At 66.9% G+C, this 18,403-nt stretch carries 21 protein-coding genes; 12 read left to right on the top strand and 9 right to left on the bottom strand.

Going from position 1 to position 18,403, the window contains the following annotated elements:
- Window positions 1-19: 19 nt before the first annotated feature.
- The 3 genes from OVA06_RS04545 to OVA06_RS04535 form a co-directional block, all read right to left on the bottom strand.
- Window positions 20-742: a flavodoxin family protein gene (locus OVA06_RS04545; RefSeq protein ID WP_268156629.1), complete on the bottom strand. Its 723-nt coding sequence runs from the start codon at window positions 740-742 to the stop codon at window positions 20-22.
- 30 nt (window positions 743-772) lie between these two features.
- A complete protein-coding gene (locus OVA06_RS04540; protein ID WP_268156627.1) occupies window positions 773-1,381 on the bottom strand; it encodes an FABP family protein in 609 nt (202 codons plus the stop codon).
- A gap of 170 nt (window positions 1,382-1,551) precedes the next feature.
- A complete protein-coding gene (locus tag OVA06_RS04535) occupies window positions 1,552-2,319 on the bottom strand; it encodes a hypothetical protein (RefSeq protein ID WP_056075448.1) in 768 nt (255 codons plus the stop codon).
- Between the two features lie 246 nt (window positions 2,320-2,565).
- On the opposite strand from OVA06_RS04535, the gene OVA06_RS04530 reads away from it, so the two are divergent.
- The 11 genes from OVA06_RS04530 to asd all read left to right on the top strand — a co-directional run bounded on the left by OVA06_RS04530 (window position 2,566) and on the right by asd (window position 13,037).
- A complete protein-coding gene (locus tag OVA06_RS04530; RefSeq protein WP_056075452.1) occupies window positions 2,566-3,264 on the top strand; it encodes a winged helix-turn-helix transcriptional regulator in 699 nt (232 codons plus the stop codon).
- Between the two features lie 31 nt (window positions 3,265-3,295).
- Entirely contained in the window at window positions 3,296-4,267 is a 972-nt protein-coding gene (gene mshD, locus OVA06_RS04525; protein WP_268156623.1) for a mycothiol synthase, read from the top strand.
- A 130-nt stretch (window positions 4,268-4,397) separates the two neighbouring features.
- A complete protein-coding gene (locus tag OVA06_RS04520; RefSeq protein WP_268156621.1) occupies window positions 4,398-6,647 on the top strand; it encodes an RNA degradosome polyphosphate kinase in 2,250 nt (749 codons plus the stop codon).
- A gap of 10 nt (window positions 6,648-6,657) precedes the next feature.
- The gene (locus tag OVA06_RS04515; RefSeq protein WP_268156619.1) at window positions 6,658-7,626 is read left to right on the top strand and encodes an NUDIX hydrolase; all 969 of its coding nucleotides are present in this window, start codon (window positions 6,658-6,660) and stop codon (window positions 7,624-7,626) included.
- Window positions 7,627-7,743: 117 nt separating this feature from the next.
- On the top strand, window positions 7,744-9,330 hold the full coding sequence (locus tag OVA06_RS04510) for a hypothetical protein (RefSeq protein ID WP_268156617.1): 1,587 nt from the start codon (window positions 7,744-7,746) through the stop codon (window positions 9,328-9,330).
- Window positions 9,327-9,731, top strand: coding sequence for a GntR family transcriptional regulator (locus OVA06_RS04505; RefSeq protein WP_268156615.1), 405 nt, complete (start codon window positions 9,327-9,329; stop codon window positions 9,729-9,731). Before OVA06_RS04510 ends, OVA06_RS04505 begins: the two co-directional genes overlap by 4 nt.
- Window positions 9,721-10,215, top strand: a complete 495-nt coding sequence (locus OVA06_RS04500; RefSeq protein ID WP_268156613.1) for a DUF1648 domain-containing protein — start codon at window positions 9,721-9,723, stop codon at window positions 10,213-10,215. Before OVA06_RS04505 ends, OVA06_RS04500 begins: the two co-directional genes overlap by 11 nt.
- A 9-nt stretch (window positions 10,216-10,224) precedes the next feature.
- Window positions 10,225-11,028, top strand: a complete 804-nt coding sequence (locus tag OVA06_RS04495) for a thymidylate synthase (protein WP_015937891.1) — start codon at window positions 10,225-10,227, stop codon at window positions 11,026-11,028.
- Entirely contained in the window at window positions 11,025-11,609 is a 585-nt protein-coding gene (locus tag OVA06_RS04490; protein ID WP_268156611.1) for a dihydrofolate reductase, read from the top strand. The genes OVA06_RS04495 and OVA06_RS04490 overlap by 4 nt, the downstream gene beginning before the upstream one ends.
- A 4-nt stretch (window positions 11,610-11,613) precedes the next feature.
- Entirely contained in the window at window positions 11,614-11,832 is a 219-nt protein-coding gene (locus tag OVA06_RS04485; RefSeq protein ID WP_268156609.1) for an NF038396 family protein, read from the top strand.
- A 62-nt stretch (window positions 11,833-11,894) separates the two neighbouring features.
- Complete coding sequence (asd, locus tag OVA06_RS04480; protein WP_268156608.1) at window positions 11,895-13,037, top strand: aspartate-semialdehyde dehydrogenase; 1,143 nt, start codon at window positions 11,895-11,897, stop codon at window positions 13,035-13,037.
- Window positions 13,038-13,133: 96 nt separating this feature from the next.
- Here the strand turns inward: asd and OVA06_RS04475 are convergent, their stop codons facing one another.
- A complete protein-coding gene (locus OVA06_RS04475) occupies window positions 13,134-14,270 on the bottom strand; it encodes a winged helix DNA-binding domain-containing protein (RefSeq protein WP_268156606.1) in 1,137 nt (378 codons plus the stop codon).
- A 105-nt stretch (window positions 14,271-14,375) separates the two neighbouring features.
- Between OVA06_RS04475 and OVA06_RS04470 the strand changes: the two genes are divergently transcribed.
- Window positions 14,376-14,825 (top strand): hypothetical protein, encoded by a 450-nt coding sequence (locus tag OVA06_RS04470; RefSeq protein ID WP_268156604.1) that lies wholly within the window; start codon window positions 14,376-14,378, stop codon window positions 14,823-14,825.
- Here the strand turns inward: OVA06_RS04470 and OVA06_RS04465 are convergent.
- From OVA06_RS04465 to OVA06_RS04445, 5 genes are all read right to left on the bottom strand, one after another.
- A complete protein-coding gene (locus OVA06_RS04465; protein ID WP_268156602.1) occupies window positions 14,806-15,873 on the bottom strand; it encodes a UDP-N-acetylmuramate dehydrogenase in 1,068 nt (355 codons plus the stop codon). The two genes, OVA06_RS04470 and OVA06_RS04465, sit on opposite strands and share 20 nt — an antisense overlap.
- A 12-nt stretch (window positions 15,874-15,885) precedes the next feature.
- Window positions 15,886-17,166 (bottom strand): MFS transporter, encoded by a 1,281-nt coding sequence (locus OVA06_RS04460; protein WP_056075493.1) that lies wholly within the window; start codon window positions 17,164-17,166, stop codon window positions 15,886-15,888.
- A gap of 10 nt (window positions 17,167-17,176) precedes the next feature.
- Complete coding sequence (locus tag OVA06_RS04455) at window positions 17,177-17,614, bottom strand: MaoC family dehydratase (protein WP_261619247.1); 438 nt, start codon at window positions 17,612-17,614, stop codon at window positions 17,177-17,179.
- A 2-nt stretch (window positions 17,615-17,616) separates the two neighbouring features.
- Entirely contained in the window at window positions 17,617-18,078 is a 462-nt protein-coding gene (locus OVA06_RS04450) for an FAS1-like dehydratase domain-containing protein (protein ID WP_056075499.1), read from the bottom strand.
- Between the two features lie 62 nt (window positions 18,079-18,140).
- Window positions 18,141-18,365 carry a DUF3188 domain-containing protein gene (locus OVA06_RS04445; protein WP_045729544.1) on the bottom strand — a complete coding sequence of 75 codons (225 nt, stop codon included), beginning with the start codon at window positions 18,363-18,365 and terminating at the stop codon, window positions 18,141-18,143.
- Window positions 18,366-18,403 lie beyond the last annotated feature (38 nt).

Raw genomic sequence — 18,403 nt, 5'->3', positions numbered from 1 at the left:
TTGCGGAGCGGTTGGGTGCTTACCGGTATTCGGGGTTTTCGAAGTCGAACCGGGTCCCGGCGGTCCATTCCTTGGGCAGGTTGCCGTACGCGGGGTAGCCGCCGGCGTCCTTGAGGGTCCGGGCCAGGTGCAGGAGGTTCCACGTCATGAAGGTGGTGTTCCGGTTGGTGAAGTCGCTTTCCGGTCCGCCTGAGCCTTCGTCGAGGTAGCTGGGGCCGGGTCCAACGGGCCCGATCCACCCGGCGTCGGCTTGCGGTGGAATGCTGAAGCCGATGTGCTGCAGGCTGTAGAGGACATTCATGGCGCAGTGCTTGATGCCGTCCTCGTTGCCCGTGATCAGGCAACCGCCCACTTTGGGATAAAACGCCCACTGGCCCTTGCTGTTGAGCTCACCGGAATGGGCATAGAGGCGTTCAATCAGCTTCTTGGTCTGCGATGAGTTGTCTCCCAGCCAGATGGGGCCGGCCACCACCACGATGTCGGCATCCTGGACGGCGGGGTAGAGTTCCGGCCATTCGTCGGTGGCCCAGCCGTACTGGGTCATGTCCGGGTAGACCCCGCTGGCGATGTCGTGGTCCACCGTGCGGATCACCCTGGTACTGACGCCCTGCTTCTCCATGATCCGCCGGCTGATGTTGATCAGGCCGTCAGTATTGGAGGTCTGCGGCGACCTCTTGAGCGTGCCGTTGAAGAAGACAGCCTTGAGATCGCTGTAGTTTCCGGAGGTACCTTCATTTGCCACGGCGCCGCTCCCTGCTGGTGGACCTTCTGGTTATGAAACCCTTGCCAGGAACGCCGAGGCGTGGGCTTCGAGGCCCTTGCCCGCTTCCCCTCCTGTTGCGACGTCCCACCGCCACAACAGGTTGCCGTCCACCAGTCCGAAGATCCGGGTGGCGGCGCTGTAGTCCTTGGAGTGGCTGCCGCGCATCACCATGTCGGTGGTGAGGTGGATCTGCGGGCCCTTGATCTGGCCGTAGTACAGCTCCGAGATGCCGCCGGGGTGGGAGATGGACACCGAAATGTCGAATCCGCCCTCGCTGTTGCGCAGGGCTTCCACTTCGTCGGCGCTCTTGAGCGCAGGCACGATGTCCGCGGGTACCAGGCCGGGGCCACCGTCAGCGTCAAGCTGTTTGCGCTCCAGCGCCCAGAAGCCGGTCTCAACCGTGAGGGGCCGCAGGCGCGTGCCGTCGTCGTCCGTCAGCCAGCTCTCCGCCCGGTACTGCAGGTACGGCAGGCCGTTATGGGTGAAGGAGACGTGCTGCAGGAAGTGCTCGGAATCCTCATCCCCGGTGCCGAGGCGGCCACGGCCCTCCCACTCACCAATGAGCCAGGAAAGGGGAACAAGTTCCGGAGTCAGATCTGTGGGAATCTCAATGGGCACGGCGTTTACCTCGAGAAACTGCGGGATCGGAAGGCTGGTCTACTTCTGGCCCTTGAAGAGGCGGTAGACCACAAAGCCGGCGAACCAGGCCATGGACAGGCTCGCGATGCCGAGCAGGACAAGGAAGAAAATTTCAAATGCAAGTACGGACATGATGCCATCCTAACCCGTCAGAAGATGAGTAGTTTGTCTATGAAGTAGGCGAGCGAGCCGACGGCCGAGACCGGCGCAAGGCCCATGCCAAGGGCCGCCGCAAGGTTCAGCGGCGCACCGCGCAGGGTGACCAAGCGCCGGAAGCTGGCAAGGACTGCTCCCACCACCACACCGAAGATGGCAGCCGGCAAGACGGCGATGTCTGAGAGCACCAGCCCGGCAAGCGGGCCCGCCAGACCGGCAAGGACGATGCACAGCGGGGCAATGACGTTATCGGGCCAGCGGATTAGCCCGGCAAGCAGGGCCACTGCCGCGCTGATGGCGGCCACCAGCAGCATCTCGCGGACGCCATTAAACCGGGCGCCGGCAACCCATCCCGCACCCAGGCAGGAAAGCAGGACGCCCACGCAGCAGCCCAGAGTGGACTCCAGCCGCTGCGCCTGTCCCGTACCGCGGATGAGCTGCACTACGAAGACTGCCATCATGCCCATCGCCACGAAACCGGGGGTCCAGTCCAGGTAGCCCGGAGCAGGCGCCCACAAGGCGGCCAGGGCAGACCCGGCGCCGGGCAGTGCAATGACGGCTGCGAGGGTCTTCTTGGCCGGAATCCGGAGGAAGTGCGGCCAGCCGATCCCCACCGCGAAGGCAACTACTACGGCAACGGCGGCCAGGGCTTCACGGGACACGTAAACCCCGGCGATGATGGCGGCCAGGCCGGCGATGCCGACTACACCGATGGCCCAGGAACCAAGAGAGCGGGCAGGCGCCTGCAGGTCAGCCGTCATATGGAAACCGGCCTGTGAATCGTTACTGCACTCACTGCGCTGTCATCCCGTCCTGGCATTGGCACTAGGCGTGAAACGCCCCTTCGAAGGGCATGTCCGCCCCGTTCAATCCTGCCCTATATGAACGGGATATGTCGCAAAACGGACCGTTGGGGGGCTGGAATCTCTGGTTCGGGAGGACCTGCCGGGTATACTCAAGCATCAGCTCAGTCGCCCGATGATGCGCGGACAGCCCATGGAGGAACAATGTCGCACATCCTGCTCTTATCGAACAGCACCGGCTCGTCGGTAGACATCCTGCCTGCCCTGGAACTGCTGAACCACCGCGTGCACATCCTCCCCGCAGAGCCAACCGCCCTCCTCGAAACGGACCCTTGCGACATCGTCCTGCTGGACGCACGCAAAGACCTCGTGGGCGCCCGTTCCCTCACCCAGCTCCTGAAGGCCACCGGCCTCAGCGCACCGCTGGTCCTGATCCTGACTGAAGGCGGCATGGCCGCTGTTTCATCGGCCTGGGCCGTGGATGACATCGTCCTGGACTCCGCAGGCCCCGCTGAGGTTGAAGCGCGCATCAGGCTCTCGGTGGCCCGTGCCGTCCCGGAGCAGGACGACGCCCCCAGCGAAATCCGCGCCGCCGGCGTCGTCATCGACGAAGCCAGCTACACCGCCAGGGTCAATGGCGCTCCCCTGAACCTGACGTTCAAGGAATTCGAGCTCCTCAAGTACCTGGCCCAGCACCCTGGCCGCGTCTTCACCCGGCAGCAGCTGCTGACCGAGGTATGGGGCTACGACTACTACGGCGGCACCCGCACCGTTGACGTCCACGTCCGGCGGCTGCGCGCCAAGCTCGGCGCCGACCACGAGAACCTCATCAGCACCGTGCGGAACGTCGGCTACCGGCTCACCCTGGTGCGCCAGCAGGAAGACGAACTGACCGAGGCCTGAGCCGCCGGCCCCGATCCCGTAGCCTAGCTTCATGACTCCAGCGCACCCCGAGAAATGGCCCGTCCATGTTGTCCAAGGCGGGGTTGACCGGCAACTCCTGAAGGACTGCCGCGACCTCCTGGTTGCGGCCGAAGAGTCAGACGGCAACCCCTCGATCTCCGAGCAGACACTGGTGACCATGCGCTCCGGCGATTCTGCAGACCACTCGCTGCTGACCCTGGCGCTGTACGCCCCGGACGAGGACTCGGATCCGGCAACCGGCCAGGACCTGGCAGGGTTCGCCGTCGTGGTGGAGGAACCGGACCACAGCGGCGTGCTGGAAATTGCGGTGCACCCTTCGTACCGGAACCAGGGCGTGGCCGACCGCCTGGTGCGGGCATTGCAGGAGCGGCGGGGGTTCGACGGGCTGAAGGCCTGGTCACACGGCAACCACGAGGCCGCCGCCGACCTCGCCGCACGGTACGGCTACGCTCCGGTGCGGGAGTTGTGGAAGATGCGGATGACGACGGCGGAGGCGGACCTTCCCGAGGCAGTGCTTCCGGATGGCGTGTCGCTGCGTCCCTTCAGACCGGGCCAGGACGAGGACGCGTGGCTTGCCGTCAACCGGGCGGCCTTCTCGCACCACCCGGAACAGGGCAGCCTCACCCGGGCGGACCTGGCGGCACGGATGGAGGAAGACTGGTTCGACCCCGCCGGGTTCCTCCTCGCGGTGGACACCGCCGGCCGCGTTGTGGGCTTCCACTGGACAAAGGTCCATCCCCGCCACGGCTCACACCCCGCCATCGGCGAAGTCTACGTAGTGGGCGTGGCGCCCGAAGCGCAAGGCTCCGGACTGGGCAAGGCCCTGACGCTCGCCGGCATCAAGTACCTGCAGGACCTCGGCCTGCACGCCGTCATGCTGTACACCGACGCGGACAACACACCCGCCGTCTCGCTGTACCGCCGGCTGGGCTTCACCCGTTGGGACATGGACGTCATGTACGGGCCGGTGAAGGAAGGTTAGTCCAATCAGCTGATCCACCCGGCGGGGGTGCGGAAATCAGGGGCTCCACCGCGGTGAATGCTTGTAAGGTTGAAACAGAACCGCGCAGGCCGGAAGCGCCAGCATCAAGCGCCAGGTAAAAGGAGATCCCATGAACCCGGAACCGTCCGGAACAGCCACGTCCCAGGATGCTGCAACTCCGGTCCGTGCCCGCTTCGGCTCCTCCGAGGTTCCGGCCTCCCGAGCCACGCAGGACCGCATCGACATCCCTGAGTTCGCACCGAACCTCGAGCCGGAGGGGGACATCAGCCCGGACCGTTTCCTGGACCGCGAGCTGAGCTGGCTTAGCTTCAACTCCCGGGTGCTGGAACTGGCTGAGGACCCCACCCTGCACCTGCTGGAACGGGTCAATTTCCTCTCCATCTTCGCCTCCAACCTCGATGAATTCTTCATGGTCCGGGTGGCAGGCCTGAAACGCCGTATCGCCACCGGACTGGCTGTCCCCTCCCCGGCCGGCCTCAGCCCGGTGGAAGTGCTGGAACAGATCAGCGCCGAAGCCCACCGGCTGCAGCAGCGGCACGCCCAGGTGTACGCCGAACAGATCCGGCCGGCCCTGGCGTACGAGCACATCCACCTCATGCACTGGGACGAACTCGACGACGCCGCCCAGCAGCAGCTGAGCGTCATGTTCGCCGAAAAGGTGTTCCCCATCCTCACGCCCCTCGCGGTGGACCCGGCGCACCCCTTCCCCTACATCTCCGGACTGTCCCTCAACCTGGCCGTGGTGGTCAGGAACCCGGTGAGCGACAAGGAACTGTTCGCCCGCGTCAAGGTGCCTGACCAGCTTCCGCGCCTGATCTCCATCGACGGCCCGCGTGCAGGCGCCGTGGCCGGACGGGTGGCACGGTTCATCGCCCTCGAAGACGTCATCGCCGTCCACTTGGACAAGCTCTTCCCCGGCATGGAAGTCCTGGAGCACCACACCTTCCGTGTCACCCGCAACGAGGACGTGGAGGTTGAGGAGGACGACGCCGAGAACCTCCTCCAGGCACTCGAGAAGGAACTGCTGCGACGCCGGTTCGGCCCGCCGGTCCGGCTGGAAGTCACGAACGACATCAACCCCAACATCCGGGCGCTGCTGATCCGCGAACTCGGCGTGGAGGAGTCCGAGGTCTACTCGGTACCCGCTCCGCTGGACCTCCGCGGCCTCGCCGTCATTGGCGGCATCGACCGCGCCGACCTGCACTACCCCAAGCACGTTCCGCACACCTCCCGGTACCTGAACGAATCCGAAACATCCAAGGCGGCCAACGTGTTCGCGGCCATGCGCCGCCGCGACATCCTCCTCCACCACCCTTACGATTCCTTCTCCACCTCCGTGCAGGCCTTCCTCGAGCAGGCCGCAGCGGATCCCAAGGTCCAGGCCATCAAACAGACCCTGTACCGCACGTCGGGTGACTCCCCCATCGTCGATGCGCTCATCGACGCCGCGGAGGCCGGCAAACAGGTCCTGGCCCTGGTGGAAATCAAGGCCCGGTTCGATGAACAGGCCAACATCTCCTGGGCCCGCAAGCTGGAACAGGCCGGCGTCCACGTGGTGTACGGCATCGTGGGCCTGAAAACGCACTGCAAGCTGTCCCTGGTGGTCCGCCAGGAAGTGGATGGCCTGCGCCGTTACTGCCACATCGGCACCGGCAACTACCACCCCCGCACCGCGCGGTACTACGAGGACCTCGGCCTCCTGACGTCCAACGAGCAGGTGGGCCAGGACCTGTCCAAGCTGTTCAACCAACTGTCCGGATATGCTCCCAAGTCCACCTTCAAGCGGCTGCTGGTGGCGCCCCGTTCCGTACGCTCCGGGCTGATCGACAGGATCGAAACCGAGATCCGCAACGCCCGGGCCGGCAAGCCGGGCCGGGTGCAGATCAAGGTCAACTCCATGGTCGACGAGGCCATCATCGATTCCCTTTACCGCGCGTCCCAGGCCGGTGTGAAGGTGGACGTGGTGGTTCGCGGCATCTGCTCGCTGCGCCCCGGCGTTCCAGGCCTGAGTGAGAACATCACCGTCCGGTCCATCCTGGGCCGGTTCCTGGAGCACTCCCGCGTGTTTGCCTTCGCCAACGGCGGGGACCCTGTGGTCTATATCGGCTCGGCCGACATGATGCACCGCAACCTCGACCGCCGGGTGGAGGCCCTGGTGCAGCTTGCCAGCGCCGATGACATCGCCTACGTCCTCGACCTGCTGCAGCGCTACCTGGCACCGGAAACCTCCAGCTGGCACCTGGACAACGACGGCCACTGGAACCGCCACCACCTCGGGGAGGACGGCAAGCCGCTTGAGGACGTCCAGTCCTGGCTGCTCGCCTCGCGCCCCCGGCAGCGCAGCCTGAGCCGGCGATAGGGCCCCGGCTTTGTCGAGCGATGCACTCATAGAAGACCAGACAGACCATCCCGGGGAACCAGTAGCGGTCACCGCTGCCGGAGCAATCCCCTGGCGGGCCACCCGGGAAGGCCTTGAAGTCCTCCTGATCCACCGCCCACGCTATGACGACTGGTCCTGGCCAAAAGGCAAGATCGACGACGGCGAGACGGTACCGGAGTGCGCGGTCCGGGAGGTGCGCGAGGAGATTGGGCTTGATGCCCCGCTGGGCATTCCCCTGCCGCCCATCCACTACCATGTGGCCTCGGGATTGAAGGTGGTCTACTACTGGGCCGTGAAGGTCAACGGCGCACGCCTCGTGCCGGATGGTAAGGAGGTGGACTCCGTCATGTGGTGCAGCCCGGACAAGGCGGCAGCGCTGCTCTCCAATCCTTCGGATACCGTGCCGCTGCAGCACCTGCGGGAGGCACATGCCCGCGGCGGGCTGGACACCTGGCCGCTGTTGGTTGTCCGCCACGCGAAAGCAAAACCCCGTTCGTCCTGGACCAAGGCCGAAGGTGAGCGGCCGCTGGCCGCCACGGGTATCCGGCAGGCGCAGGCCGTCAGCAGGTTGCTGCAGGCCTGGAAGCCGCCGCGGGTGGTCACCAGCCCCTGGCTGCGCTGCGTAGCCACTGTGGCTCCCTACGCGAAGGCCAGCGGTGCGAAGGTCAAGATGGCGGAGGCACTGACGGAACACCGGCATGAGCGCAGCCCCAAAAAGACGGCCGGCATTATCGAGTCGCTTTTCGACAAGCAGCGGCCCGTAGCAGTCTGCACGCACCGTCCGGCCCTGCCCACCGTCCTCGCCCAGCTGGCCAAGCACATGCCGGCGAGGCTGGCCAGCCTGCTCCCGTCCGCGGACCCGTACTTGTCCCCCGGGGAGCTGGTGGTGTGCCACGTAGCCTTCGCCAAGGGAAGCAGCGTTGTAGCGGTGGAGCGGTTCAAACCCTTCGACGACTGACGGTACTGGCTGGCACGCCCGGTTGACCTTGCGCCGCTATGTATCAAATACTTGATACATAGCCGCACGAATTTGGGGGATGATGTGCCAGGCCTCGACGCCTTAGCGTTCAATGCAATGCAGCCGACGGTGATCCTGTTTCCGTTCCTGCTGGCCGCAGGTGTCTACCTGCTGCTCCGGTGGGTCATCTGGCAACCGGGCAATCCCGGATCAGCCGGAACCGCGGCCAAGCACGCCCTCTGGATCGGGGTCATCGGCTGGCTGGTGAGCTCGCTCCAGCCGGCGGCGAAGGCGGGCCTCATCCCTGTCTCCGGCCTGCCCCAGGCGCCGTCCGGCGTCGACCTCCTCCCCGTCCTGGCGTGGCCCGTCCTGGGTTGCCTTGCGGTGCACGCCATCGGCCAGCTCAGCTATCCCGGTCCACGGCTTCCCCGCCGGCGGGCGAGCCTCGACGTTCGGCGGATACGCGACTTCCTCCCCCGGAAACTCTTCTGGACCGTGCTGGCCGTCTTCGTCACGGCAGCCGGGCAGATCGCGTGGACGGCGAGCCTGCCGGGCTTTGATCCCGTTCCCTACGCCCCGCAGCCCGAACCGTCCGGCGGCAGCACATACTATGGCGGCGACGGCCGGGTACCCGGCATTGACCTCGCTGCCCCTCTGGGTGGAGCACTGGCGGTCCTCGCGGCCGGAACCTTCGCCGTGCTGGCACTGATCGCCCGCCGGCGGCGGCTGGAATCGCTCACGTCCGGGGACAACGGCCTGCTGCGGACCATTGCGATGAACCGGCTGCTCCGTACCGTGGCCACCATAGCGTCCGGGCTCACTGCCATCGCCGGCAGCCACGCCTCACTGCCGGACTCGGCAGAAGCCGCGGGTAACTGGTTCAACCCGGCAGGCCTGGTGAACCTCGTGGTCCTTCTGGCCATGTGGTGGTGGGCGCCGCCCAAACTTTCCCATGGACTGACGGAACGCCGGGCCCGCCGGATCCTTGATCCGCAACCGGCTACGAAGCTGGTGGTTTCGATCGGGCTGGCCATGGGCTTGGCCGCTCTGCTTCCGCTGGTGGCAGCCGCGGTGATGCCTGGCGTCCTCACCGGCCAGCCGGCGCTGTTCGTAGCACTGGCGGCCATCGCTGTCCTGGCGGTACTGGCAGGCGGCGAGGTCCTCCTGCACCGCAACCACGGCACGGACGGCGAGCCCCGGCACTGGCCCCGCCAGGTGGTCTCCCCCGCACTTATCGCCACGGTCGTTACGGCCATGGCCATCCTGCTCGGCGTCCTGGTCCTCATCGCTGTGCGGCAGGCGGCAACTGGCGTACCGCCGTTGTGGCCGGAAACGGCGTGGACCACCGCTGCTGCCACCGGAACCGCCGCCCTGCCCGTGGCCTTGGCACGCCGCCGCCGCAGTATCCCCGGAGCGGTTCCCGGGCTGGACGCCGGCCTTCGTGCCATCACGCTGCACAGGGTAGCCCGTACCCTGGCTGCCCTCTTCGCCGCCCAGGCCGGGGCGCTGCTCATGAGCGCAACACCAGGGCTGCAGCGCTTTGCCCCGCCGGGCGCCGACGCCACTTCAGTCCTGTGGCAGATAGCACCGGGAGCAGGAGTGATCCTGGCCGCTGCCGGCGTGGTCATTGCGGTGATCCCGGTCCGCGGAATCACCGCCAAAACTGCCGCCAAGGCGGCGCCCGCACCCGAAGCGGTGCCGTGAGCGCCGGAATCACCGTGGACCTGCGGTCCGCCACCCCGCCCTATGAGCAAATCCGGTCACAGATCAGCTCCCTGGTTGCCGTAGGCGCATTGCCGCCTGAGAGCAGGCTGCCCACCGTCCGCAGCCTGGCCGCGGATTTAGGCATTGCTGCCGGCACTGTGGCCAGGGCATACAAGGAATTGGAGGCGGCCGGGGTTGTTGAATCACGACGCCGGGGCGGCACCTTCATCGCCTCCGTTCCGGGCGGTGCCGGGCACGGCAGTCCGGGTGCCATACCGTCCGAGGTGACCGCCGCCGTCGAACGCTACGTGGAGGCCGGCCGGAAGGCAGGAGTCAGCGACGGGCTGCTGCTGGACCTGGTCCGCGGAAGGCTCGGAACGGAGCGGACCGATGGACACTGATCCGCGCCCGGCGCCTGAGCGGACCTGGTTTGTGCCGTCCATACTGCTCCTGGCGGCCGCTGCGGTCCTCGGGGCCTACCTGTACCCGGGGATGCCGGATCCCGTCCCCGTCCATTGGAACGGGGCGGGCATCCCGGACAGGTTCGCCGGCAAGTCAGTTCTTGCCGTCTTTTCGCCGCTGCTGATCGGTACCGGCGTGGTGGCGTTCCTGTGGCTGCTGTACCGGTTCCTTCCCGCCATGGCCGCCAAAGGAGCGCAGGACGCGGCCCGGGCGGCTCTTGAGGCCAGGGCGGGAAAGGACGTTCTGGCTAAGCTGGCGCCGGCCTTGGCCGTTCTTTTCTGTTGGCTGTGCACCACGGGCTGGCTCGGACTGGCAAGCCCCTGGACCATCTGGCCGCCGGTGCTCCTCCTGATGGGCTTCACCCTGTGGCTGGTGGTCCGCGCCACCCGCGCGGTCTCCGTCCCGCCGGCTCCGCCCCGGTAGACTGGGACGGTGAGCATCCCCACGCCTTATGAAGACCTTCTGCGCGACGTCCTGGCCCAGGGCACGCACAAATCCGACCGTACGGGCACCGGAACCACCAGCGTTTTCGGCCGCCAGATCCGTTTCGACCTCGCCGAAGGCTTCCCGCTCATCACCACCAAGCGGGTCCACTTCAAGTCCGTGGCAGTGGAGCTGTTGTGGTTCCTGCGCGGCGAAACCAACGTGAAGTGGATGCAGGACCAGGGCGTCACCATCTGGAACGAATGGGCTGACGAGGACGGCGACCTTGGCCCGGTTTACGGTGTTCAGTGGCGGAGCTGGCCCACCCCGGACGGCGGCCACATCGACCAGATCGCCGAACTCGTGGAGAACCTCAAGGCCAACCCGGACTCCCGCCGGCATATTGTCTCGGCCTGGAACGTCTCCGAGCTCAACGACATGGCGCTGCCGCCGTGCCACGCGTTCTTCCAGTTCTATGTTGCCGACGGCAAGCTTTCCTGCCAGCTGTACCAGCGCTCGGCGGACATGTTCCTGGGCGTCCCTTTCAACATCGCCTCCTACGCCTTGCTCACGTACATGCTGGCGCAGCAGGTGGGCCTCGAACCGGGGGAATTTGTCTGGACCGGTGGCGACGTCCACATCTACGAGAACCACATGGACCAGGTCCTCAAGCAGCTCGAACGGGAGCCGTACGAGTACCCGCAGCTGAAGATCAACAGGAAGCCCGCCTCGATCTTCGACTACACGCTGGAAGACTTCGAGGTGGTCGGTTACAAGCACCACCCCACCATTAAGGCGCCGATTGCCGTATGAGCACCGAGAACTCCACCGATCCCCAGTCCTTCACCGAGGAACTTGCCGCCTCCATCACGGGCGTTGGCCTGGTCTGGGCCCAAACGCCGAACGGCGTCATCGGCAAGGACGGGGACATGCCCTGGCACCTGCCGGAGGACCTCAGGCACTTCACCCGGCTGACCACCGGGCACCCGGTCATCATGGGCCGCAAAACCTGGCTGTCCTTTCCGGCGAAGTACCGTCCCCTTCCCGGGCGCACCAACATCGTCATCACCCGGCAGAAAAGCTGGGCCGAGACGCCCGAGGCGGCGGGCGCCGTCGTGGTCCCCTCGCTGGATGACGCACTGCTGGAATCCCAGTTCGTCGACGGCGGCGACACCGTCTGGATCCTTGGCGGCGGCGAGATCTTCCGCCAGTCGACAGAGCTTGCCAACGTTGCGGTGGTCACCACCATCGACGTGGAGGCCGACGGCGATACGTACGCTCCGGAGCTCGGCACCAGTTGGGAGGCCAGCTCCTCCCTCCCGCCGGACGGATGGCTGACCGGCGCCAACGGCACGCGCTACCGGTTCACCAAATGGTCACGGACCGAAAGCTAGGACGATGCTGAAGAAACCCGAAACCCTGTTCGTCCTGGGGTACATGCTCCTTCCCCTTCTCGCGCTGCTGTCCGCGATCGTTGGACTCACCATGATCATGGGGGGCAACAAGATTGCCGGTGCCATCGTGCTGGTGGTGGTGACCCAGGCGTTTGCCTTTGGCGCGTTCTTTGCCCTGCGCGCCCGGAAGACTGCCCTGCTGGAAGAGTCCGACCAGGGCTAGGACCCTGCCGGCAGTGACGTAACCGACTGCGCCCTTACGGTGCCGAAGTCTAAACTGTACGAATGACTACAGCAGCTACCCCTTCCGTCGGCCTGGTCGGATGGCGCGGCATGGTGGGCTCCGTCCTCATGCAGCGCATGCAGGACGAGGGCGACTTCGCCAACATCAACCCGGTGTTTTTCTCCACGTCCAACGCGGGCGGTGCCGCGCCCACCCTTGCTGGTTCAGCAGGAGGGAGCGCCGGCAAGCTCGAGAACGCGTTCGACCTCGACACCCTGGCGAAGCTGCCCATTATTGTCACCGCCCAGGGCGGGGACTACACCAAGCAGGTCCACGGCGAACTGCGCGGCCGCGGCTGGGACGGACTCTGGATCGACGCCGCCTCCACGCTGCGCATGAATGACGATTCGATCATCGTCCTGGACCCCATCAACCGCGATGTGATCGACAAGGGCCTGGTCAACGGCACCAAGGACTTCATCGGCGGCAACTGCACGGTCTCCTGCATGCTCATGGGCCTCGGCGGACTGTTCAAGAATGGCCTCGTCGAGTGGGGTACGTCCATGACCTACCAGGCTGCCTCCGGCGGCGGCGCCCGCCACATGCGTGAGCTCCTCAGCCAGTTCGGCACGCTCAACGCCGAGGTCAGCACCGAACTTGACGACCCCGCATCAGCCATCCTTGAGATCGACCGCAAGGTGCTGGCCCACCAGCGCAGTGACATCGACGCCACCCAGTTCGGCGTCCCGTTGGCCGGCTCGCTGATCCCCTGGATCGACGCGGACCTGGGCAATGGCCAGTCCAAGGAAGAGTGGAAGGCCGGGGTTGAGACCAACAAGATCCTGGGCACCGCCGAGGACAACCACGTGATCATGGACGGCCTCTGCGTCCGCATCGGTGCCATGCGCTCCCACTCGCAGGCGCTGACGCTGAAGCTCCGCGAAGACCTCGCCGTAACCGAGATTGAAAAGCTGCTGGCCGAGGACAACGAGTGGGCCAAGGTGGTTCCCAACACCAAGGAAGCCTCCATGGCCGACCTGACGCCCGTTGCTGCTTCAGGCACCCTGGACATCCCGGTGGGACGCATCCGCAAGATGGAGATGGGCCCCAACTACATCAGCGCGTTCACCGTGGGCGACCAGCTCCTCTGGGGCGCCGCCGAGCCGCTGCGCCGCATGCTGAAGATCGCCACCGGCAACCTCTAGGCCTCCCAGCTGCTTCACAAGCGGCCCTGACCCGCATAACCGTTGCTGCCCTGCACCGGTCATGCGGGGCGGGGCCGCTTCTGTGTTCCGGTGGCGTCAGCGTGCCAGGAAGGCCTCGTACCGGCGGGCGGCCTTCGCCAGGGCTGCCTGCGCTGCCGGACCCAGCGGCGGGATCCCGTCGAAGAGTTCAGGTACGACGGCGGCAGCACGGCCGGTGCCTTCGCGCGCCCAGGTGCCTACCACCTGCCCCGCCGTAACCACAGTCTTCTTGAAGACCCCGTTGCCGCCGGGAACAATGCTGTCGAAGTGCTCCGGGGCCAGCACAAGGCTGCGGTCCTGGTAGCCAAGCACGAACTCGTCGAAGCCGGGCAGCAGCAGGACCGACCTGGCTCCCGGGACCCCACTGTCCAGCAGTGCGGCCGTCTCCGGCGACATCCAATAGCCCGCGCCGCCGAACTCAACCTCCACTACCTGGCTGCGGATGGCTTCGAGCGCGGCCCTGGCCTCGGTCAGCGGGATCTGCGTCCACCAGGCAAAGTCCCGTATAGTGGCCGGCCCGTGGCTTCGGATGTAGCGCAGCAGGAACTCCGCCACCGCTTCGGCCCGTTCGAGGCGCCTTGACACCGGAATCCATTCGTCGAACGCGACCAGCAGCTGCTGGTTTCCCGCCAGCGGCCCCTGCACCAGCCAGCCGTGCCGGCACAGCGTGCCCAGGATGTGGATACCCCGCTGGCCCGCAGTTGCCTGGCCCGCGGCGTCGAACTCCTTGAACAGGTCTGCACGGCTGACAGGACCGCCCGCAGCGATCCGGGCCAGCGCCACGTCCCGGCTTGCCTCGATATCGGCCCAGCTGATGGCCAGTTCCCGGTGCCTGGCAGCGATGCTCCGGGTGAGCCGTTCGGCAGTGAGGTCCAGCATCCACCCAAGGTCCTCGGGGGCCACCAGGTGCAGGGTTCCGCGCATGGGCCAGGAGCGCACGATCGAGCCGTCATCAAGGGCGGCGCGGACATCGCTCAGGCCACAGCCCGGGTGCCGTACACCCACGGCCCACAGCGCAGCCTGCAGGTCCTGCCCCTGCATCGCCGTCATCCACCGCACCACGTCCCCGGCGGAGCCGGGAACAGCACTGCCAGGCACGGCAGCCAGCGCAGGCCCCGCAGCCGTGAGCCCCTGGGACGCCAGGCGGAGCCGGCCCATGACACTGCGGCTCAGCCGCACGGCGGTTGGTGACATTGCTTCATCCTAGGTGCCGCACCCCTGGGCGCATACGCCGGTTAGGGTGGAACCATGACTTTGGGGAGTTTGTGGCTTTTGCTTGCGCGTAAAACCAGGATGTGGATGATCGGCGGGACCCTCAGCGTCCTGGCCGGAACGGCGCTGGGAGGCCTTTCCCTCACCAGGTTCCTGGGCAGCGGACAGTCTGAACCCCGGTTCCTTCTTCCATTACTGGCCCTGAGCCTGGGCGGAGGTTACGCGGTCCTCTTTCCCGGCCTCCGCACGGGCTGCCAGGGCGTGCGGATCCGCAGGGACTGGCGCCGCCACCCGATGACCGCACGGGTGCTCTGGGTCCTGTCCCTGGCGGTCGCCACCGCCGGCCTGGCCACCTGCATCGTGGCCGGGACAGTCAGCCCGCTGGCGCCCGGGCAGCTGGTATGGATCTTCATGGGCATCTACCTGGTCCTGGCCGGGTGGGCCTCGGCCGTCATGGGTGCGGCGGCATCCCTGCGACAGGACCCGGCAGGGACTTCAGCGGACGCCGAAGAGGACGTTACAGTTCCAGGCCGATAAGCAGCGGCTCGGGGTGCAGCCGGACACCAAACCGGCGTTCGACGCCGGCACGCACCTCGCGTGCCACGGCCACCACGTCGGAGGCGCCTGCGCCGCCGCGGTTGGTGATGGCCAGCGTGTGCTTGGTGGACAGCGAAGCCCGTCCCCCGGACACGCTGTCCGGTTCGAGACCGAAGCCCTTGCCGAAGCCTGCCTGGTCAATCAGCCACGCAGCGGACAGCTTCACCATTCCGTCCTGGCCGGCTGGGTACCGCGGCGCGTTCGCCGGCAGCGACGCCGCTTCCGACTCGGGAACGATCGGGTTGGTAAAGAACGAACCCGTCGAATAGGTGTCCCGGTCCGCAGGGTCCAGGACCATACCCTTGGAGGCCCGCAGCCGCAGCACTTCCCGGCGCACATCGTTCGAGTAGGCCCTTTTACCCGCTTCAACGCCGAGGGACCGCGCCAGTTCGGCGTACCGGATGGGGGCGCTCATCCGGCCCAGCGGGAGCTGGAATTCGACCGTCAGCACCACGTACCGGGGCGATCCGTTCACGGTGGTCTGCTTCAGGATGGAGTCCCGGTAGCCGAACTTCAGCTCGGAGTTGGTGAAGGTCTGCACGGCGTTCCGCTCACGGTCCCAGGTCCGGACCGCGGCAATGGTCTGCGAGACGTCGGCGCCATAGGCACCAACGTTCTGGACCGGCGTCGCGCCCGTTGACCCCGGGATCCCGGACAGCGCCTCGATCCCGGACCACGCGTGCCGGACAGCATAGTCCACCAGCTGGTCCCAGTTGTGCCCGGCCTGGACCACCACCGCCACACCGCCGCAGGAGTCTTCGGCGTTAATCGTGAAGCCCTCGGAGGCGATCTTCACCACCGTCCCGGGGTATCCGTCGTCGGAGATCAGGAGGTTGGAGCCGCCGGCGATGATCAGCACCTGTTCCCCGGCAGCATCAGCGTTGCGGACGGCATCAATGATCTCAGCCTCGGTCCGCGCCTCGATGTATTTGCCGGCGGGACCACCGACGGCGGAGGTGGTCAGGGAGGAAAGCAGGGTGGAAGTCACCAGAACACCTTACTAGGCAATCTCCGCGGGCTTCCGGGCCACCGGCGAAAGGAAGAAGCTCACGGCCAGCATCACCATGACGGCCAGCAGCGAGTGCAGGATGCCAACGTGCTCGGCCAGCAGGCCCAGCAACGGCGGCCCGCACAGGAACGCGCCGTAGCCGATGGTGGAGACCACGGACACCCTGGCGGCGGCCTTGGCGGGGTCGTCGGCCGCGGCGGACATGCCCACGGGGAATCCCAGCGAGGCACCCAGTCCCCAGATGGTGAGGCCAACAAAGGCAAGCCACGGCGCCGGCGCGAAGACGAACAGGCCCAGCCCCAGGACCGCCAGCGCAGCGCACCAGCGCATCACCGGTACCCTGCCGTAGCGGTCCAGGACGAGGGTTCCGGCGAACCGGCCGATGGTCATGAACGTGACGAACAGCCCGTACCCGGCGGCACCCGCGGCGTCGCTTTGCCCGTGCCCGTCCGCCAGGGCAAGGGCTACCCAGTCCCCCGCTGCACCTTCTGCCAGCGCCAGGCCGAGCACCAGGACACCCAGGAGGAGCGTCCTTCGGTCACGCCAGGCCTGGGCAATCTTGCGCTTGTTGTCGAGGGGGGCTTCCCCCTCCCCGGCGGTGATGAGGGGAATGGGCCCGGTGGTGGGGTCCTCGAAGTGGTCAGGGGTGTAGGTCCGCTCCCCCGCTACCGGGGTGATGTCTGCCCGGAACCAGGATGCGGCCGTCGCCACGGATACGGCAACCACCAGGCCGGCCGCGCCGAGGTGCCAGGCCACGGGCAGGGACACCGCGGCAGCGGCAGCCCCCAGGCCCGCACCCGCCACGGTCCCGAGGCTGAAGGCGCCGTGCAGCCTGGGCATGATGTGCCGGCCCACGGCCCGTTCCACCGCCGCTCCCTCCACGTTCGAGGCGGTGTTCCAGCTTCCGGTGCCCAGCCCGATGACGGCAAGCCCCGCCGCGGTCACCACGGGACTGGCCAGCAGGGAGGTGCCGAGGCCGGCGAGCAGCAGGCCGAAGCCCACCATGATGCTGCCGGTCCTGATGGTCTGCTTCGAGCCCAGCCGGAGCACGATCAGCCCCGAGGCAGACACCGACGCAAACGAGCCCAGCGTCAGGCAAAGCAGCAGGACGCCCACGTTGCCCGGGGTCAGGTCCAGGGCGTCACGAATTGCCGGGAGCCGGGACACCCAGGAGGCGAAAGCGAGGCCGCTGGCGCCGTAGGCCACTACGACGGCGTTGCGCCAGTGGGTGACGTGGGCCGCGGTGGCTTGGGCGGCTGCCGTTTTGATCAAGGAGGCGCCGCTAGGAAAGCCTGACGACGGCCTGGGCCTTCATCAGGACTTTTTGCCCGGCTGCGGTGACGGTGAGGTCCACGCGGGCGGTGCCCGCCTCGGCGTCGAGCTTTCCGATGGTTCCGCTGACCTCAATGGTGGCGCCGGGTTCCGCGGTGCCTGTGGTGTCGGTGACCAGGACGGGCTTGGTGAAGCGGGTCTGGAAATCGACGACAGCGGCCGGGTCGCCTGCCCAGTCGGTCACCAGCTGGACAGCCGAGCCCATGGTGAACATGCCGTGGGCGATGACGCCGGGCAGTTCGACGCCGGTGGCGAAGGCCTCGTTCCAGTGGATGGGGTTGAAGTCGCCGGAGGCTCCCGCGTACTTGACCAGGTCCGTGCGGGTGACCTCGACGGTGCGGCTGCCGATTTCCTGGCCTGCAGCCAGGTCGGTGATGCTGGGGCTCATGGTTACTGTCCCTCTCCGCGGACCAGGATGGATGACGTGGTGGTGGTGACCTGCTCGCGGGCGCCACCGTCGCCAAGGGCGAAGATTTCGGAGCGGGTGGTGATCATGGCTCCGCCGCCCATGGCGCGGACGCCGTCCACGTGCAGTTCGGCCACGAGCCGGTCGCCGGCGAAGATGGGCCGGTGGTGGGTGAAGCGCTGGTCTGCGTGGACCACGCGGGAGAAGTCGATGCCGGCTTCCGGATCCTCGATGAGCTGGGCGTCGGCGCGCTGGGCGATGATAATGGCGAAGGTGGGCGGTGCCACGAGGTCGCGGTGGCCCAGTGCCGTGGCGGCATCGACGTCGAAGTGTGCGGGATGGGTGGCCTTGACCGCCCGGGCGAACTCGCGGATCTTCTCGCGGCCGACGTCGTACACCTCTGCGGCAGGGTAGCTCCGGCCCTGCAGATCCGGATTGATAGTCATGGCCTCAAGCCTATCGTCCGCGTCACGGCGGGCCGAAAACGGGACGTTCCCTGGCGGCGCGGCTAGCGGCGGAGGTTCTTCCGGATCGACTGGCCGCGGACCACCATACCCACCACGTGGAGGACAAGGCCCAGTCCGATCAGCGGCAGGGACGCCATGGCCAGGCCCTGGTTGCCGCTGGTGTTGCCCACGAGGTTCAGGATGATGCCGACAGCGATCAGGCCCATGGCGCTGAAGACCATGACTTTGTAGGAGGTTGGCGCGGTGGCCCAGAATTCGTTCAGCACCGTCCAAGTCTACCGGGGTTGCCCTGCCCGGACTGCCA

Source organism: Pseudarthrobacter sp. SL88, assembly GCF_026672455.1.
Taxonomy (GTDB): Bacteria; Actinomycetota; Actinomycetes; order Actinomycetales; family Micrococcaceae; genus Arthrobacter.
Note: the sequence above shows the minus strand (reverse complement) of the source record. Positions and strands in the feature narration are given on the sequence as shown.

Excerpts from the sequence above, each read along its gene's own strand:
- mshD (WP_268156623.1), top strand. The coding sequence starts at position 3,296 with ATGACTCCAGCGCACCCCGAGAAATGGCCCGTCCATGTTGTCCAAGGC.
- OVA06_RS04485 (WP_268156609.1), top strand. The coding sequence starts at position 11,614 with ATGCTGAAGAAACCCGAAACCCTGTTCGTCCTGGGGTACATGCTCCTT.
- OVA06_RS04510 (WP_268156617.1), top strand. The coding sequence starts at position 7,744 with ATGCAGCCGACGGTGATCCTGTTTCCGTTCCTGCTGGCCGCAGGTGTC.
- OVA06_RS04535 (WP_056075448.1), bottom strand. The coding sequence starts at position 2,319 with ATGACGGCTGACCTGCAGGCGCCTGCCCGCTCTCTTGGTTCCTGGGCC.
- OVA06_RS04520 (WP_268156621.1), top strand. The coding sequence starts at position 4,398 with ATGAACCCGGAACCGTCCGGAACAGCCACGTCCCAGGATGCTGCAACT.
- OVA06_RS04500 (WP_268156613.1), top strand. The coding sequence starts at position 9,721 with ATGGACACTGATCCGCGCCCGGCGCCTGAGCGGACCTGGTTTGTGCCG.
- OVA06_RS04470 (WP_268156604.1), top strand. The coding sequence starts at position 14,376 with ATGATCGGCGGGACCCTCAGCGTCCTGGCCGGAACGGCGCTGGGAGGC.
- OVA06_RS04450 (WP_056075499.1), bottom strand. The coding sequence starts at position 18,078 with ATGACTATCAATCCGGATCTGCAGGGCCGGAGCTACCCTGCCGCAGAG.
- OVA06_RS04530 (WP_056075452.1), top strand. The coding sequence starts at position 2,566 with ATGTCGCACATCCTGCTCTTATCGAACAGCACCGGCTCGTCGGTAGAC.
- OVA06_RS04475 (WP_268156606.1), bottom strand. The coding sequence starts at position 14,270 with ATGTCACCAACCGCCGTGCGGCTGAGCCGCAGTGTCATGGGCCGGCTC.
- asd (WP_268156608.1), top strand. The coding sequence starts at position 11,895 with ATGACTACAGCAGCTACCCCTTCCGTCGGCCTGGTCGGATGGCGCGGC.
- OVA06_RS04455 (WP_261619247.1), bottom strand. The coding sequence starts at position 17,614 with ATGAGCCCCAGCATCACCGACCTGGCTGCAGGCCAGGAAATCGGCAGC.
- OVA06_RS04490 (WP_268156611.1), top strand. The coding sequence starts at position 11,025 with ATGAGCACCGAGAACTCCACCGATCCCCAGTCCTTCACCGAGGAACTT.